Source organism: Ruegeria sp. G2 (genome assembly GCF_056533505.1).
Genome location: NZ_JBQFON010000006.1, coordinates 12,889 through 26,012, shown reverse-complemented (window position 1 = coordinate 26,012; position 13,124 = coordinate 12,889). Strand labels below are relative to the sequence as shown.

Annotated in this window: 17 protein-coding genes; 7 read left to right on the top strand and 10 right to left on the bottom strand. The window is 55.9% G+C overall.

Annotated features, from left to right (window positions below; all coding sequences use genetic code 11):
- The first annotated feature begins 6 nt into the window (after positions 1-6).
- Positions 7-849, top strand: a complete 843-nt coding sequence (locus tag ACR0DU_RS12205) for an LOG family protein (RefSeq protein WP_319545471.1) — start codon at positions 7-9, stop codon at positions 847-849.
- Positions 850-852: 3 nt separating this feature from the next.
- Positions 853-1,953, top strand: a complete 1,101-nt coding sequence (locus ACR0DU_RS12200; RefSeq protein WP_480874898.1) for a cystathionine gamma-lyase — start codon at positions 853-855, stop codon at positions 1,951-1,953.
- On the opposite strand, the gene ACR0DU_RS12195 is transcribed toward ACR0DU_RS12200, so the two are convergent.
- Positions 1,948-2,337, bottom strand: coding sequence for a hypothetical protein (locus tag ACR0DU_RS12195; RefSeq protein ID WP_010440684.1), 390 nt, complete (start codon positions 2,335-2,337; stop codon positions 1,948-1,950). The two genes, ACR0DU_RS12200 and ACR0DU_RS12195, sit on opposite strands and share 6 nt — an antisense overlap.
- Positions 2,338-2,498: 161 nt before the next feature.
- Here ACR0DU_RS12195 and ACR0DU_RS12190 point away from each other — a divergent pair, with 161 nt between their 5' ends.
- From ACR0DU_RS12190 to ACR0DU_RS12180, 3 genes are all read left to right on the top strand, one after another.
- Complete coding sequence (locus ACR0DU_RS12190; protein WP_480874896.1) at positions 2,499-3,416, top strand: DnaJ C-terminal domain-containing protein; 918 nt, start codon at positions 2,499-2,501, stop codon at positions 3,414-3,416.
- Positions 3,413-3,757 (top strand): hypothetical protein, encoded by a 345-nt coding sequence (locus tag ACR0DU_RS12185; RefSeq protein WP_010440680.1) that lies wholly within the window; start codon positions 3,413-3,415, stop codon positions 3,755-3,757. The genes ACR0DU_RS12190 and ACR0DU_RS12185 overlap by 4 nt, the downstream gene beginning before the upstream one ends.
- A gap of 63 nt (positions 3,758-3,820) precedes the next feature.
- Complete coding sequence (locus tag ACR0DU_RS12180; RefSeq protein ID WP_480874893.1) at positions 3,821-5,473, top strand: U32 family peptidase; 1,653 nt, start codon at positions 3,821-3,823, stop codon at positions 5,471-5,473.
- A gap of 3 nt (positions 5,474-5,476) precedes the next feature.
- Here ACR0DU_RS12180 and ACR0DU_RS12175 read toward each other — a convergent pair whose 3' ends face one another.
- The 5 genes from ACR0DU_RS12175 to ACR0DU_RS12155 all read right to left on the bottom strand — a co-directional run bounded on the left by ACR0DU_RS12175 (position 5,477) and on the right by ACR0DU_RS12155 (position 8,949).
- Positions 5,477-6,100 carry a cytochrome P460 family protein gene (locus tag ACR0DU_RS12175; RefSeq protein ID WP_170476410.1) on the bottom strand — a complete coding sequence of 208 codons (624 nt, stop codon included), beginning with the start codon at positions 6,098-6,100 and terminating at the stop codon, positions 5,477-5,479.
- A 225-nt stretch (positions 6,101-6,325) separates the two neighbouring features.
- Positions 6,326-7,513 (bottom strand): dual-specificity RNA methyltransferase RlmN, encoded by a 1,188-nt coding sequence (gene rlmN, locus ACR0DU_RS12170; RefSeq protein WP_480874891.1) that lies wholly within the window; start codon positions 7,511-7,513, stop codon positions 6,326-6,328.
- Between the two features lie 77 nt (positions 7,514-7,590).
- Positions 7,591-7,968 carry a lysozyme inhibitor LprI family protein gene (locus ACR0DU_RS12165; RefSeq protein ID WP_480874889.1) on the bottom strand — a complete coding sequence of 126 codons (378 nt, stop codon included), beginning with the start codon at positions 7,966-7,968 and terminating at the stop codon, positions 7,591-7,593.
- A gap of 100 nt (positions 7,969-8,068) precedes the next feature.
- Positions 8,069-8,239, bottom strand: coding sequence for a hypothetical protein (locus ACR0DU_RS12160; RefSeq protein ID WP_170476416.1), 171 nt, complete (start codon positions 8,237-8,239; stop codon positions 8,069-8,071).
- Between the two features lie 176 nt (positions 8,240-8,415).
- Complete coding sequence (locus ACR0DU_RS12155; protein ID WP_170780892.1) at positions 8,416-8,949, bottom strand: invasion associated locus B family protein; 534 nt, start codon at positions 8,947-8,949, stop codon at positions 8,416-8,418.
- Between the two features lie 179 nt (positions 8,950-9,128).
- Between ACR0DU_RS12155 and ACR0DU_RS12150 the strand changes: the two genes are divergently transcribed.
- On the top strand, positions 9,129-10,127 hold the full coding sequence (locus ACR0DU_RS12150) for an asparaginase (protein WP_480874886.1): 999 nt from the start codon (positions 9,129-9,131) through the stop codon (positions 10,125-10,127).
- A gap of 3 nt (positions 10,128-10,130) precedes the next feature.
- On the opposite strand, the gene ACR0DU_RS12145 is transcribed toward ACR0DU_RS12150, so the two are convergent.
- The 3 genes from ACR0DU_RS12145 to ACR0DU_RS12135 are packed head-to-tail and all read right to left on the bottom strand — an operon-like array spanning position 10,131 to position 11,219.
- Complete coding sequence (locus ACR0DU_RS12145) at positions 10,131-10,451, bottom strand: YciI family protein (protein WP_480874884.1); 321 nt, start codon at positions 10,449-10,451, stop codon at positions 10,131-10,133.
- A 22-nt stretch (positions 10,452-10,473) separates the two neighbouring features.
- Positions 10,474-10,902 carry an SRPBCC family protein gene (locus ACR0DU_RS12140; RefSeq protein ID WP_480874881.1) on the bottom strand — a complete coding sequence of 143 codons (429 nt, stop codon included), beginning with the start codon at positions 10,900-10,902 and terminating at the stop codon, positions 10,474-10,476.
- Complete coding sequence (locus ACR0DU_RS12135; RefSeq protein ID WP_480874880.1) at positions 10,890-11,219, bottom strand: ArsR/SmtB family transcription factor; 330 nt, start codon at positions 11,217-11,219, stop codon at positions 10,890-10,892. The genes ACR0DU_RS12140 and ACR0DU_RS12135 overlap by 13 nt, the downstream gene beginning before the upstream one ends.
- Before the next feature lie 136 nt (positions 11,220-11,355).
- Here ACR0DU_RS12135 and ACR0DU_RS12130 point away from each other — a divergent pair, with 136 nt between their 5' ends.
- Entirely contained in the window at positions 11,356-12,183 is an 828-nt protein-coding gene (locus ACR0DU_RS12130; RefSeq protein ID WP_480874878.1) for a hypothetical protein, read from the top strand.
- Positions 12,184-12,213: 30 nt separating this feature from the next.
- On the opposite strand, the gene serB is transcribed toward ACR0DU_RS12130, so the two are convergent.
- Positions 12,214-13,089 (bottom strand): phosphoserine phosphatase SerB, encoded by an 876-nt coding sequence (gene serB, locus ACR0DU_RS12125; protein ID WP_480874876.1) that lies wholly within the window; start codon positions 13,087-13,089, stop codon positions 12,214-12,216.
- Positions 13,090-13,124 lie beyond the last annotated feature (35 nt).

Genomic DNA, 13,124 nt, shown 5'->3' with positions numbered 1-13,124 from the left:
CCGTTTATGAGAGAAGATCGCCTCAGCCCCTTTCGCGACGCACAGACCGACCGCTCGACCGCAAGCGAAGTGCCGGACACGCCGCAGACGCGGTCATCGGCCTATCGACTTGCCTTCGCTGATGATGATTTCCTGTGCCGGGATGAGCTGCGCCCCGTTCGCCTTCAACTGGAGTTGCTAAAACCCGAGATGATCATGACCGAGCGTGAGATCACCTCGACCATTGTCATGTTTGGCGGTGCGCGCATCCCGGAACCAGCCCAGAAACACACGGCGCGGACTGAGACCTTGGCCGGGCTGTCAAAATACTACGATGAGGCGCGCGAGTTTGCGCGCCTGATGACAGAGAAATCGAACCAGACCGGCTGCCGTGAGAATGTGATCGTCACCGGCGGCGGACCCGGGGTAATGGAAGCGGGTAATCGCGGTGCACTGGATGCGGGTGGCTGTTCGATCGGCCTGAACATCGTGCTGCCGCACGAACAGGCCCCGAACCTGTATGTAACGCCTGATCTCAGCTTCAACTTCCACTATTTTGCTATCCGCAAAATGCACTTCCTGATGCGCGCCCGCGCCATCACTATTTTCCCGGGCGGGTTCGGCACTATGGACGAGCTGTTCGAATCCTTGACCCTAATCCAGACAGGACGGATGGAGCGCGTTCCCTTCCTGCTGTTCGGGCGTGAGTTCTGGGAGAAAGTCATCAACTGGGAAGCGCTGGCGGACGCGGGCACCATCTCGGATGAAGATCTGGACCTGTTCCGCTTTGTCGACACCGCGCAAGAGGCGGTCGAGATTATCGAGAACTGGGAGCCCGCTCCCCCGCGTGACCAAATTCCGGGACGCTGAACTATGACTAGACCCAAGACCGGCGAGATGCTCCACCTGCGCGGAAACGCGTTGGACAAGGGCGAGCCTGTGGCCCTGCCATTGACCCAAAGCAGCATGTTTCATTTACCGGGTGATCCAGACGGTCACGCCAGTTATGGCCGGGTCGACAACCCGACTTGGGTTCACCTGGAGCACGTCCTGTCGCATCTCGAAAACGCACCCTGCCTCAGCTTTCCTTCTGGCATGGGGGCGATTTCGGCTGCGTTGTTTGCCACGGTCAAAGCAGGGTCTCGTTTGCTGATCCCATCCGACGGATACTATGTGACCCGGCTTCTGGCCGACCGGTTCCTGTCGAATCTAGGCGTTTCAATCGTCGAACGCCCAACTACTGCCTTTGCCGAAGGTGGCTTTGATGGAATTGATGTCGTGTTCTTGGAAAGCCCATCGAACCCCGGTCTGGATATGCTTGATCTGCCAGCAATCGCCAGGCCCGTGCGCGAGGCTGGTGGCATCACGATTGCCGACAACACAACCATGACACCATTGGGCCAACGCCCACTGGACCTTGGCGTCGATGTGGTGGTGAGTTCGGATACGAAGGCGATGGGCGGGCATTCGGACCTGCTGATGGGCCATGTCGCCAGCCGCGATGCGCAAATCATGGAACGGGTAGAGGAATGGCGCCGCGTTTCAGGTGCGATACCGGGGCCGCACGAGGCGTGGTTGTTGCACCGTGGCCTTGAAACGCTGGATGTGCGGTTTGATCGCATGTGTAGCTCGGCGCAAGTTCTGGCCGAACGGTTGGCATCGCACCCGGCCGTGAAACACATTCGCTATCCCGGCCTGCCCGGTGATCCATCGCACGCATTGGCGGCTGCCCAAACCGCTCGGTTCGGTTTTCTGCTGACAATCACGCTGGAGTCTGAGGCCAAAGCCGAACAGTTCATCAACGCCTGCCCCCTGCTGCGCCCTGCCACATCCTTCGGCGGTGTCCACAGCTCAGCCGAGCGGCGTGCCCGCTGGGGCGATGCGGTCGACCCTGCCTTTATCCGCTTGTCTGTCGGGTGCGAGCCGGTAGAAGAACTGTGGCGGGCGATCGAGGCCAGCCTGAACGCGTTATGATTTCTTCTTAGGTTCACGCAGCTCGGTGAACACGTAGATTGGCAGCACGATGCTGGCGATCAACGCGCCCAGCCATACCAGCAAAGTCGCTGCCAGTAAGTTGGAAATACCTCCAACTGTTAGCCCCGCTGTTATCAGATCGGTCACCAGCAAGCCCACAAATGTGACAATCAGTGCGATCCCACCTTTCAGCGCCGGGGCCTTCTTCTCGCCCAGCTTCAGGATCAACGGTTCGGCTACGACTTGAACCAGCGTAAAGACAATCACTACAACGATGAACGAGATCGGCTTGATTGCAAAGCCCGCCAGCAGCAGCGAAGCAAGCAACAACCCGATGGCATTCCCGACTAGTAACGCGAGAGCGGATTTTATTCTGCGCGACATAAGGTGATCTCCGGCAATCAACACTTCGAAACATGCAGATATTAGCAGGACAACCGGAATTTGCGAGGTAATTCGACCCCGAAGGATTTTTGACCTGTTGAAATCACATGATAAAATACCTTCATCAAGGCCAGACCATACCTACATCGACGAGAGGCAATATGAGCGACGATCCCTATACCGTTCTTGGTGTCGCCAAAGACGCCAGCGATGCCGAAATCAAGAAAGCCTACCGGAAGATCGCGAAGGAGTGTCACCCGGACCTTAAGCCGGGTGATGCGGAAGCCGAAGCCAAGTTCAAAGCCGCCGCCGCCGCTTATGACCTGTTGAAAGATCCCGAAACACGCAAACGCTATGACAATGGCGAAATTGATGCGTCCGGTCAGGAACGTCCACAGCAGCAATATTATCGGGACTATGCCGAAGCTGCAGGCAACCCCTATCGCGGGTATTCGACTGAGCAAGACGACATGTCCGACATCTTCGCCGAGTTCATGCGCGGGCGGGGTGGTTATGGCCAACGAACACAAGAGTTCCACGCGCCAGGGCACAACCTGAATTACTCACTGCAGATCAGTTTTCTGGATGCCGTATTCGGCGCCAGCCAAAAGCTGACCCTACCGGATGGGAACCGGATTGAAGTGAAGATACCGGCGGGCATCACGACCGGTCAAACCATCCGCCTGCGTGGCAAGGGGGCACCGGGATATGGTGAAGGCCCTCCCGGGGATGCGCTGGTCACCATCTCGGTTGCGGATCATCCGGTGTTTGACCGTCAGGGCGATGACATCCATATTACGTTGCCCATCACCATTGACGAGGCGGTATTGGGCGGCAAGGTCCAAGCGCCCACCATCGACGGGGGCGTCAATGTCAGTGTCCCTGCAGGGACCAGCAGCGGCAAAACCCTGCGCCTGCGTGGCAAAGGGGTCAAGAAGCGCGGCTCGTCCGATAGGGGTGATCAGTTCATCGAACTGACCGTCGCAATGCCGGACAAGGTAGACGATGATTTGAAGCAATTCATGGAGACATGGCGCGAAACCCACAGCTATGATCCGCGCAAAGGAATGCCGTCATGAGCCGCACATTGACCGAAGCCGAACTGATCGAAACCATCGCCCGCCTGACTTCGGATCGCCTAACCGAATATCTGGCGGCTGAGATCGTGATCCCCGAGCAATCGGAGCAAGGGCTGCGATATCAGCGCATTGACGTTGCCCGACTGGAACTGGCATGCGAGCTGCATGACCAGTACGATATGGAGGCCGACGCACTGTCGATGATGATCTCGCTGATCGACCAGATGCATGGGCTGCGCGCCGAATTGCGCGAGGTGCTGAACGCGGTCGAGGCCCAACCGGAACCTGTTCGAAAACAACTGATCGAGGTCATCGGCACAGCGCGGTTCAGTCGCAGGTAACGGGGTTTTGGGCACAGGGGTATTGGCGTAGAAGACGCCCTTGATCCTTAGCCCGGTATCCCTATGACCCAGTCCAGATCCGAATTGCTGATGCCTGCGGGCAATCTACGCAAGTTAAAACTCGCCATCCTGTATGGCGCGGATGCGGTCTATCTGGGCACACCGGATATGTCGCTGCGGACTAAATCCGAGTTCTCGCTGGAAGAGGTGATCGAGGGGGTCGAGTTCTGCCATAGCCACGGCCGGCGCGCGTACCTGACGCTGAACTTGTTCTCGCACAATAAGGACATCCCGAAGCTCGATGAATACATCGACACCGTCCGCAAGGTGAAACCCGACGGGCTGATCATCGCTGATCCCGGCGTGTTCCAATACGTCCGTGAACGGGCGCCTGAATTGCCGCTGCATATCTCAACCCAGGCCAATATCTGTTCTTGGTTGTCGGTGAAGTTCTGGCAGGATCAGGGGGCCGAGCTTGTAGTCCTGGCGCGCGAAGTCTCATACCCCGAACTGGTCGAGATTCGCGAGAAATGCCCCGACATCAAGCTTGAGGCATTCGTCCACGGCGCCATGTGCATGACCTATTCGGGCCGCTGCCTGCTATCTAACTTCATGGCCGAACGCGGGGCGAATCAAGGCAACTGTGCCAATTCTTGCCGTTGGAACTATGGTCTGAAACTGCGTCTGAAAGACGGTACGCATCAGGAGCTGCGCATTACCGACGAAAACGCCGATATGTTTGAATTCCTGCTGGAAGAGGGCTGCCGCCCCGGTGAACTGATGCCCATCGAAGAAGATGATCGGGGGTCTTATATCCTGAACTCGCGCGATCTGTGCATCATGCCAAAACTGGATGAATACCTGAAGATCGGCGTCGACAGCCTTAAGGTCGAAGGGCGCGGTAAGTCAGAATACTACGCCGCCATCGTTGCACGGGCCTATCGTATGGCCATTGACGACTATCACGCCGACCCCGAGAACTGGGACCCGAAACCTTACATGCGTGAACTCGAAACCGTCGGGAACCGAGGCTACACGCTGGCCTTCCACGAAGGCCGACTGACAAACTACGCACATGACTACGAGCACACTGCTTCTATCGCGCAGTGGGAATATGCGGGGATCGTCACAGATGTGACTCAGGATGCCTTTCTGGTTGAGGTGAAAAACAAGCTGGAACCGGGGGATGTGTTAGACTTCGTCTCTCCGATTTCACGCGAGACGGTTCTGTTGCGGGTCTATGACTTTGAACGCGCCCAAGATGGCGCGAGACTAAACGTGGTGCATGGGAGCACCAAGACAATTATCCGCCTGCCATTCACTCTGTTCGATCACGAGGATATCGAAGATTTACGCGCGCGTTTCCCTGTCTACTCGGTTCTGCGCAAGGAACGCGCCCTGACGGACGAACACTGGAGCCGCATTCGGTTCGACAAGCTGGTGCAAGGGCTGGAGACCACGGGTCGTGACAACGCCAAAGCTTATGCGCGCCGCCGCGATGAATTGATTGAAAAAATCGGAGAAGACGGCAACGAACGCCGCTTCAAAACCAATCGCATCGGAACCGAAGGGTGTTGCGGCAAAGGCTGCAACGGCTGTTTGATCTTCTGGCAGGATGAGAAATTCGCGCGTGCACGCGAGGTTCTGTCCAAACGCAAGCAGGGTGAGCAACTTAGCCGCCGCGAGGCCACCGAACTGACCTTACCAGCAAGCTGAAGTTCAGTTCTCGACGCGATACTCTTCAGGCACGTAAAACGTATAATCCCTGTCAGCAACCGCCTCGTGGCAGACATGGCAGTAATCGACCTCGGACGCGCGAAAGCCCATCGTGTCGCCAAACAGCGAACCATCCGGCATCACCATGATGTATCGCCAATCTGCTGTCTCAGGGTTGGTACCCGCCGGTAGTTTTTCCATCACGAACAAGGCACCCGGATGCACGTTACCCTCATCGGTGACGGTCATGCTGTCTTTGGCCAGAACCGAGCCCACAGGCAAAACCTCACCTTCCTGCAAGGTTCCGTAATTATGCGCCATGCGATTGGCGTAGCTGTTGACATAGCGCTGCCCATGGGTGGCCGAGATATAGGGTGCATCGTTGAAAAGCGGCCAGGCTTGATAGTTCAAAAGCACGTCCAACTGGGCTGCGGCATAGCCTCGTTCCATGCGCCGGGACAGAGATTTGTAATGAGCCTGAGCATCTTCCTTGGACAGATCAGCCGGGTTTTCAATGGCCAGATGAGCATCCTGATCGTTGTTCTGTGCATTTCCCGCAACAGAAATAAGCCCCAACACCGCAATAAACAGCACGATCTTAACGATCGGCAGGTGTCTTGTAATCATTCTATGGCCTCCCTGACTGATCAGTTCGCCGAAATGCCGCATTAAGTTCGAAAAATGATAGCGGCCTTAAATAGTGTTGCCAGCACCGCCCCAGCAACTTCACCACTTTGTGTTTGCTAGTGACCCCCCAACCAGAGCAGATGCCCCTTAAACATAGCAAATTCTGAATGCCAAAACAGCATTCAATTTATTAAGTTTATCGTAGTGACGGACAATCTGCGGAATCTAATGGTTCAGGCCAGCCTCGGCCTCAATCTGCTTGCGCGATTTTCGGGCGCGTTCGGTGGCCGATTTCAACTGCCCGCAGGCAGCCATGATATCCTCACCGCGCGTTTTGCGGATGGGTGAGGCATAACCCGCCTGATAGATGATATTGACAAAGGCTCGGATGCGATTGTTCGAGCTACGCTTGTAAGGCGCGCCGGGCCATTCGTTGAACGGAATCAGGTTGATTTTGGCCGGAATCTTATGGCGCTTGATGTGCTCGATCAGTCGATGCGCGTCCTCATCGCTGTCGTTCACGCCATCCAGCATCACGTATTCAAATGTAATTCGCTCGGAGTTCGAGGCATTGGGGTAGCTGGCCAGTGCCTGCAGCAGCTCTTCGATGTTCCAGCGCTTGTTGATTGGCACCAGCACGTCGCGGGTTTCATCGGTTGTGGCGTGGAACGAGATCGCCAATAGGCAGCCAATTTCCTTGGCGGTACGTTCAATTTCAGGCACCACACCCGAAGTCGACAGGGTAATACGTCGGCGCGACAGAGATATTCCTTCGGGGTCCATGGCAATCTTCATCGCGTCACGGACATTTTCAAAGTTATAGAGCGGCTCGCCCATACCCATCAGCACGATATTCGACAACAGCCGTGTCTCGTCCTTGGGGGCACCGGGTGTCGGCCATTCCTCAAGATCGTCCCGCGCCATCATGACCTGTCCGACGATCTCTGCCGCGGTCAGATTGCGCACCAGTTTCTGTGTACCCGTATGACAGAATGAGCAGGTCAGCGTGCAGCCGACCTGAGACGAGATGCACAGCGTACCGCGATCTTCTTCGGGGATGTAGACGACCTCTACTTCGTGCCCTCCCGCGATGCGACACAGGTATTTGCGTGTGCCGTCCTCAGACACCTGACGGGTCACGACTTCGGGGATTTCGATTAAGAAATTCTCGGCAAGTTGTGCCCGATAAGCTTTGGCGAGGTTGGTCATCTCACCAAAATCGCGCACACCCCATTGATAGATCCACTGCCAGATTTGGCCGGTGCGCATCTTTGCCTGCTTTTCCGGTGTACCATGCTCAATCAGCACATCGCGCAATTGATCACGGGTGAGGCCAACAAGGTTCACCTTCCCCTCGGGCAATTTGCGGGGGATGGTCATGACATCTTGAGTGATCGGCGCTTTGGGCGACATGTGGCTATCTCAATGGATTCTGGCTTGGGATGCGCCTCTATATAGGAACGCGCACAAAGATCAAAAGAAATCGTGCATCAATTTGCATAGCGCAGCAATTCGTCAACACGTGCCCGCCCAAGATCAACGCGGCACGCAGTTATGGCAATGCCGGTGCCTGATCCACCACCAAACGACGCACCCACCGCTTCGCACTGTGCATCGCGATAAGCTGTCCACGCGTTTTGCGATGCCTCCAGCGCGGGCGTGGCAACAGCGCGGCCGGTGACGTCATCCAGTTCCCTTGCAGCGCCAAGTGCCAAGGAATAGCTGGAGTCTATCGCGGCATTCACGCGCGTTTCCATGTCCGAAACACAAGACCCAATCTCAACCTGCGATCCGGCGTTGATACACTCCAGTGTTGGGTCCGCAACTGCGGACATGGGAAACAGCAGAAAAACAATAGCCCATCGCATACCTCGATCCTCCTGACAGAGACACCTGTCTATCACAGATCAAAACCCACGCCCAATCAAGTTGAACCGCCAAGGCAGAAACCTGAGCGGTCCAATTTTGTCAGTTTACTGCAGGTGGGATGTAGCAATCTTCTGCATCCAGAGTTTTTACGGGATCCTCCGGTCCACATTGCTCACCCGTAATTGGATAAGTTTCCGCTTCCTTCTCGCATCCTGCAAGGATCGCCGCAGACGCCACCAAAAGCGCGGACAGATATTTGTTTGGATTCATTGCCAACTCCTCAAATTGATCTAAACTGATTAGTTCAGAAATTTGAGAAGTCGGCTTTGACACGGATCAAAAACACATTCTGACGTTGGATAAATTTCCAATAAACCCAAAAGATCTACCCATACGTAGAAAACCCCGCCGGATAGCGGGGTTTCGAGGTCATATCTGTGTGCACTTTAGTTCGTGCAGCGCTTTTCAGCGTCTTCGATCGCGGCCGTGAAACCCAGCAATGAGAACGTATCTTTGGTCTGTGTTCCACGTTCCGAACGGGCAGTCAGCACGGCTTCGCTTCCGCGCTTCATAGCCGTGACGATCTTGGCATCGTCCGAGGCGGTTGCAGGCCACGCCCATTCGCCATCCGTGAACAGTTCGAATTCGCTGCCATCGACAAGTAGATTGACAGTCGATCCAGAGGCAAACGGATAGCCGCCGGTAAAGGTCACTTGCCCTTTGACCTCAGCATTTGGGCGGTAGAAAACAAACAGCAGGATATCGCTGCGCCGCACGGAAACGACGCGGCCACCGCGTGTGTTCACTGTTTCCTTGGGCGCGGAAACGCTCCAGCATTCGGTGGGGTCTTCTTCGACAAACACGCTCCAATCGGTCTTTGCCGCGACGCGGTTCGTACTAGTAGCCTGCTGAGCAATTGCCGTTGTCGCAATTCCTGCCATGCACAGGCCCGCGATCACGCGAACGAGCTTTAGTCCCATCTGTCCAGCCTCCTAGCCCGACCTAATACCTCATACCCATCGGACATGCGTGCGAACCCTGCCGGTTCGTCTGTTCAGTTGCGTATTCCGATGATTGTCGACATACACACACTAACGCAGGTTTCGCCACAGGCGAAAGGGCGATTGGCAGATTTTTGCGCATGATTTATGGGGTGGACATGACACAAGCCGTACCGATGACAGAACTCTGGCGCGGATCGCTATTAGAGAGCCTGCATCTGGGTCACGCAGTGATCTGTGACGATAGTGGTCAGATCGTGCGCAGTTGGGGGGATCCGAACGCGATAATCTATCCCCGATCCTCGGCCAAAATGATCCAGGCCCTGCCATTGATCACCTCGGGTGCGGCGGCGAAATACGGTTTGAACAGCGAACATCTGGCACTGGCCTGTGCCTCGCATAACGGGGCGCATATCCATACCGATCGCGTGTCCGCATGGCTCGATCACCTCGGCCTGTCCGAGCCCGATCTGCGCTGCGGCCCGCAGGAACCCGCTGACATGGCAGCCCGAGACGGACTCATCCTGGCGGACGATACGCCCTGCCAGATACATAACAATTGCTCAGGTAAGCATTGCGGTTTCCTGACTTTGGCCCAGCATATGGGGGCCGGGCCTGAATATCTTGAAATCGATCACCCGGTTCAGCAGGCCTGCCTGTCTGCCATCGAAGAGACCACAGGTGAGACGAGCCCAACCTTTGGGATCGATGGCTGTTCAGCCCCGAATTTTGCAACGTCCCTGGTCGGACTTGCGCGATCAATGGCGTGGTTTGCGTCAGCCGCTGACCGGTCAGACCGCTCCAGCGAAGCAGCATCGCAGCTTACGGCGGCGATGGTGAAGCACCCCGAACTTGTCGCCGGAGAAACCCGCGCCTGTACCGAATTAATGCGCGCGATGAATGGACGCGTGGCAATCAAAACAGGGGCCGAAGCCGTCTTTGTCGCCATCATTCCCGAGAAGAGAATGGGTGTAGCGCTGAAAATCACGGATGGCACGACCCGCGCCAGCGAATGCGCCATCGCGGCCATTCTGGTAAGCTTGGGCGTGCTGGCGGCCGATCACCCGGCCACCCGCAAATTCATGAACGCCACGCAATACAGCCGTCGCGGGCTGGAATGTGGTGTGATCAAGCCAGCGCCGGACTTCCCCGGCTAAGACTTACATCTCGATCTCGTGCACCTCGGCCACTTCGACCGAGCCTGAGCCGTTCACCACCATCGGGCAGCCCTTGGCCATCGCGGTTGCGGCTTCGATGCTATCAGCCTTTACAACCGTAAACCCCGAGGCCGGATTGGCGCCGCCATTATCTTCAACGCCACCGTTGGTGACCGTATAGGATTGACCCACAGGATTTCCGGGAATCTCAAGCGAACCGCCAATGTCCTGAAACCAGGCACCCCAAGCGGCCATGGTCGCATCGACCTCGGCGGGATCGGTTGGGGTGTGGCCCCCGTGATAAACAAACAAATATTGGGGCATATCGCTCCTCCCTGATGAAAACCTAATTGCAAAGTGCTTCGAGCTTGCGCAGCGACGATGTCCAGCCTTCATTATGGTTCGCAGCCGACTCGGCATCAACAAGCTCGCGATGATCGACCACCAGCCGTGATCCGCTGTCGGTCGCGGAAACCGAAAAGGTCACATGGCTTTCGGCACCGCGCTGATCCTGATCGTCGTGCCAGGCCCACGTAAACCCGACCGACTTTGGCCGGTCGATATGGGTGACATGCCCTGAGACCTTGAATTGCTGGCCCTCACCGTTCTGCATCACCGAATACCACGGACCCAGCCGTGAAAAATCGAGGTCATGTTCCGGCACGTGCAAGCCCTCGGGGCCCCACCACCGCAGCAGCTTTGCGCCATCACTAACCCATGCGAACAGGTCCTCGGGGCTGACGGGAAAATCTCGTTCCAGTTTCAAGTCGGCCATGAGTTCTCCTTTTCAATAAGTTCGCCCAAACGGTCGAGGCCGCTTTCCCAAAATTGTCGTTTCGAAATCGTCCACTCGGCAATTGCGCGTAGACCCTCAGGCTGCACCGAATACATCCGCTGCGTGCCGCGCACCCGTTGTTGCACCAACCCGGCCTCGCGCAGGACCTTCAGGTGACGCGAGATCGCAGCCCCTGACATGCCCTTGCCTTCAATCAGGTCGCCGACGGGCAGCTCGCCTTCGTCCATCAGTTGCTCGACAATCGAGAACCGAGTGGCATCAGACAAGGCGGAGAATGCGGTCAGCAGTGGCGTCATAAGTCTACTATTTAATTTTTTGGTTAAATAATCAAGTGGCCGGTCTATTCGATTGGGTTTCGCTGATAAATCACTAGCTTGCACCGGAAGATTCCACGACTTATTGCTTAGGAAAGAGTGGAGTTAAGAAACCAATATGGCGACCGTCAGATTTCTTCTTTCAACGGGTCGAACATCGACACAAAATCTGGCGTCGATACTGGCAGATTCATTGCCTCAAGTTACCGTTGAGCATGAAGGAATCGGCCCGGATTATCATTCCAGAAGGGTATTCCGTCGCCCAAGGAATTACTTTGGCGTTCTTGGCAAACATGTGCAGATCCAGCGCAAGCTGATCGAGATTGAAGATCTGCTTGCGGAAGACAAAAACTACATCGATGTAGGTTGGACAAGTTACGCATGGCTGCCCTATTTTGCGGAGCGTTTTGGTGAATCTCTGCGATTTGCGCATCTAGTTCGAAATCCATTTAGTGTCGCCGCGTCTCACGCCACCCATGGGATATTTGTTCCAAATGTCTCCAGAGGTAGGCGTACGGAAAGAATAGCTGCAATTCATCCGAACGACCCAACTGTCTATCACAAGGATGTGGCTGAGAATGCTGAGACCTTCTCGCCATTCGAGAAAAACTTGTTCAATTGGCTTGAGATCAACCAATTCGCTTTAGAACAGCACGATGTGCCAGGATTTTCGGGAATTTATAAGTTTGAGGACCTATACGCAGCTAACGATCCAAAGTTGAAATTATTTCTAAACAGGTTCGCTGGTCCGGCCCAGTACAACGTTTCGTCACCGCCTGTAGATAAAGTACAGCGAATCCTGCGAACAGATATTGGAGAGATTCAAGAGCCGCTTCTGAACGCGGTACTAAACTTGGCCATCAAACTTGGTTATTCGACCACCGAACTTGAAGCATTTTGGGACCCGGTAGCATTGCAGCAAAATTACTCTGCTCGTAGGCTTTGAGCAACCAAATTGAAAGGTGAATATACGCGATCAGTAGCGATGAGACGCCTTAGCATATCCCTGCAAATATAACAGAGCAGTCAGATCGCCGTGATTTACGCGGACATCACATTCGGCAGCGACCGAGGGCTTGGCGTGCAGCGCTACACCCGTGCCCGCGCGGCCCAACATTCCCAGATCATTGGCCCCGTCACCAACGGCGATTGCATCACTTTCTGAAATGCCAAGGCTGGCCGTTATCTGCTCCAATGCCTCAATTTTGGCCTGTCGCCCAAGAATGGGCCGCTTCACGTCGCCGGTAAGCTTGCCATCCTCAGCCAGCAATGTATTCGCTCGGTTCTCATCAAATCCAAGCTCTTCGGCGACCTTGGCCGTAAAAGCGGTAAACCCACCCGATACCAGCGCAGCGTAGGCCCCATTCGCGCGCATCGTGGCCAGCAACGCCTTACCGCCGGGCATCAGAGTGATCCGTTCGTCCAGAACCTTGCCGATCACGCCTTCATCCAGCCCTTTCAACAGACCAACGCGCTCGGTCAGCGCCCCTTCGAAATCCAGCTCGCCATTCATCGCCCGCGCGGTGATGTCCTTGACCCGATCGCCCACACCGGCCTCGTCAGCCAACTCGTCGATACATTCCTGCTGGATCATGGTGCTGTCCATATCGGCCAGCAGCATCTTTTTGCGCCGCCCTTCGGCGGGCTGGACAACAAGATCAACGCCCATGTTCTGCAGGTCTGCCCAGACATCCCATTTATTGTCCGGCATATCAGTCAGCGAAAACTCGGCCGCCTCATCCGGACTGAGCCATTGCACATCACCACCGCCCCAGGCGTTCCGCAAGGACTCGACCAGCGTCGCCTCAAGCGATGGGGCCGCCGGGTTGGTCAGCAGAGTGGCTATGTACATGTCGGGCCTCCGGTTAGCACACCTGCGGGATATCG

Bases quoted from the DNA above. Each gene is read 5' to 3' on its own strand.
- ACR0DU_RS12205 (WP_319545471.1), top strand. From the start codon at position 7: ATGAGAGAAGATCGCCTCAGCCCCTTTCGCGACGCACAGACCGACCGC.
- ACR0DU_RS12200 (WP_480874898.1), top strand. From the start codon at position 853: ATGACTAGACCCAAGACCGGCGAGATGCTCCACCTGCGCGGAAACGCG.
- ACR0DU_RS12195 (WP_010440684.1), bottom strand. From the start codon at position 2,337: ATGTCGCGCAGAATAAAATCCGCTCTCGCGTTACTAGTCGGGAATGCC.
- ACR0DU_RS12190 (WP_480874896.1), top strand. From the start codon at position 2,499: ATGAGCGACGATCCCTATACCGTTCTTGGTGTCGCCAAAGACGCCAGC.
- ACR0DU_RS12185 (WP_010440680.1), top strand. From the start codon at position 3,413: ATGAGCCGCACATTGACCGAAGCCGAACTGATCGAAACCATCGCCCGC.
- ACR0DU_RS12180 (WP_480874893.1), top strand. From the start codon at position 3,821: ATGACCCAGTCCAGATCCGAATTGCTGATGCCTGCGGGCAATCTACGC.
- ACR0DU_RS12175 (WP_170476410.1), bottom strand. From the start codon at position 6,100: ATGATTACAAGACACCTGCCGATCGTTAAGATCGTGCTGTTTATTGCG.
- rlmN (WP_480874891.1), bottom strand. From the start codon at position 7,513: ATGTCGCCCAAAGCGCCGATCACTCAAGATGTCATGACCATCCCCCGC.
- ACR0DU_RS12165 (WP_480874889.1), bottom strand. From the start codon at position 7,968: ATGCGATGGGCTATTGTTTTTCTGCTGTTTCCCATGTCCGCAGTTGCG.
- ACR0DU_RS12160 (WP_170476416.1), bottom strand. From the start codon at position 8,239: ATGAATCCAAACAAATATCTGTCCGCGCTTTTGGTGGCGTCTGCGGCG.
- ACR0DU_RS12155 (WP_170780892.1), bottom strand. From the start codon at position 8,949: ATGGGACTAAAGCTCGTTCGCGTGATCGCGGGCCTGTGCATGGCAGGA.
- ACR0DU_RS12150 (WP_480874886.1), top strand. From the start codon at position 9,129: ATGACACAAGCCGTACCGATGACAGAACTCTGGCGCGGATCGCTATTA.
- ACR0DU_RS12145 (WP_480874884.1), bottom strand. From the start codon at position 10,451: ATGCCCCAATATTTGTTTGTTTATCACGGGGGCCACACCCCAACCGAT.
- ACR0DU_RS12140 (WP_480874881.1), bottom strand. From the start codon at position 10,902: ATGGCCGACTTGAAACTGGAACGAGATTTTCCCGTCAGCCCCGAGGAC.
- ACR0DU_RS12135 (WP_480874880.1), bottom strand. From the start codon at position 11,219: ATGACGCCACTGCTGACCGCATTCTCCGCCTTGTCTGATGCCACTCGG.
- ACR0DU_RS12130 (WP_480874878.1), top strand. From the start codon at position 11,356: ATGGCGACCGTCAGATTTCTTCTTTCAACGGGTCGAACATCGACACAA.
- serB (WP_480874876.1), bottom strand. From the start codon at position 13,089: ATGTACATAGCCACTCTGCTGACCAACCCGGCGGCCCCATCGCTTGAG.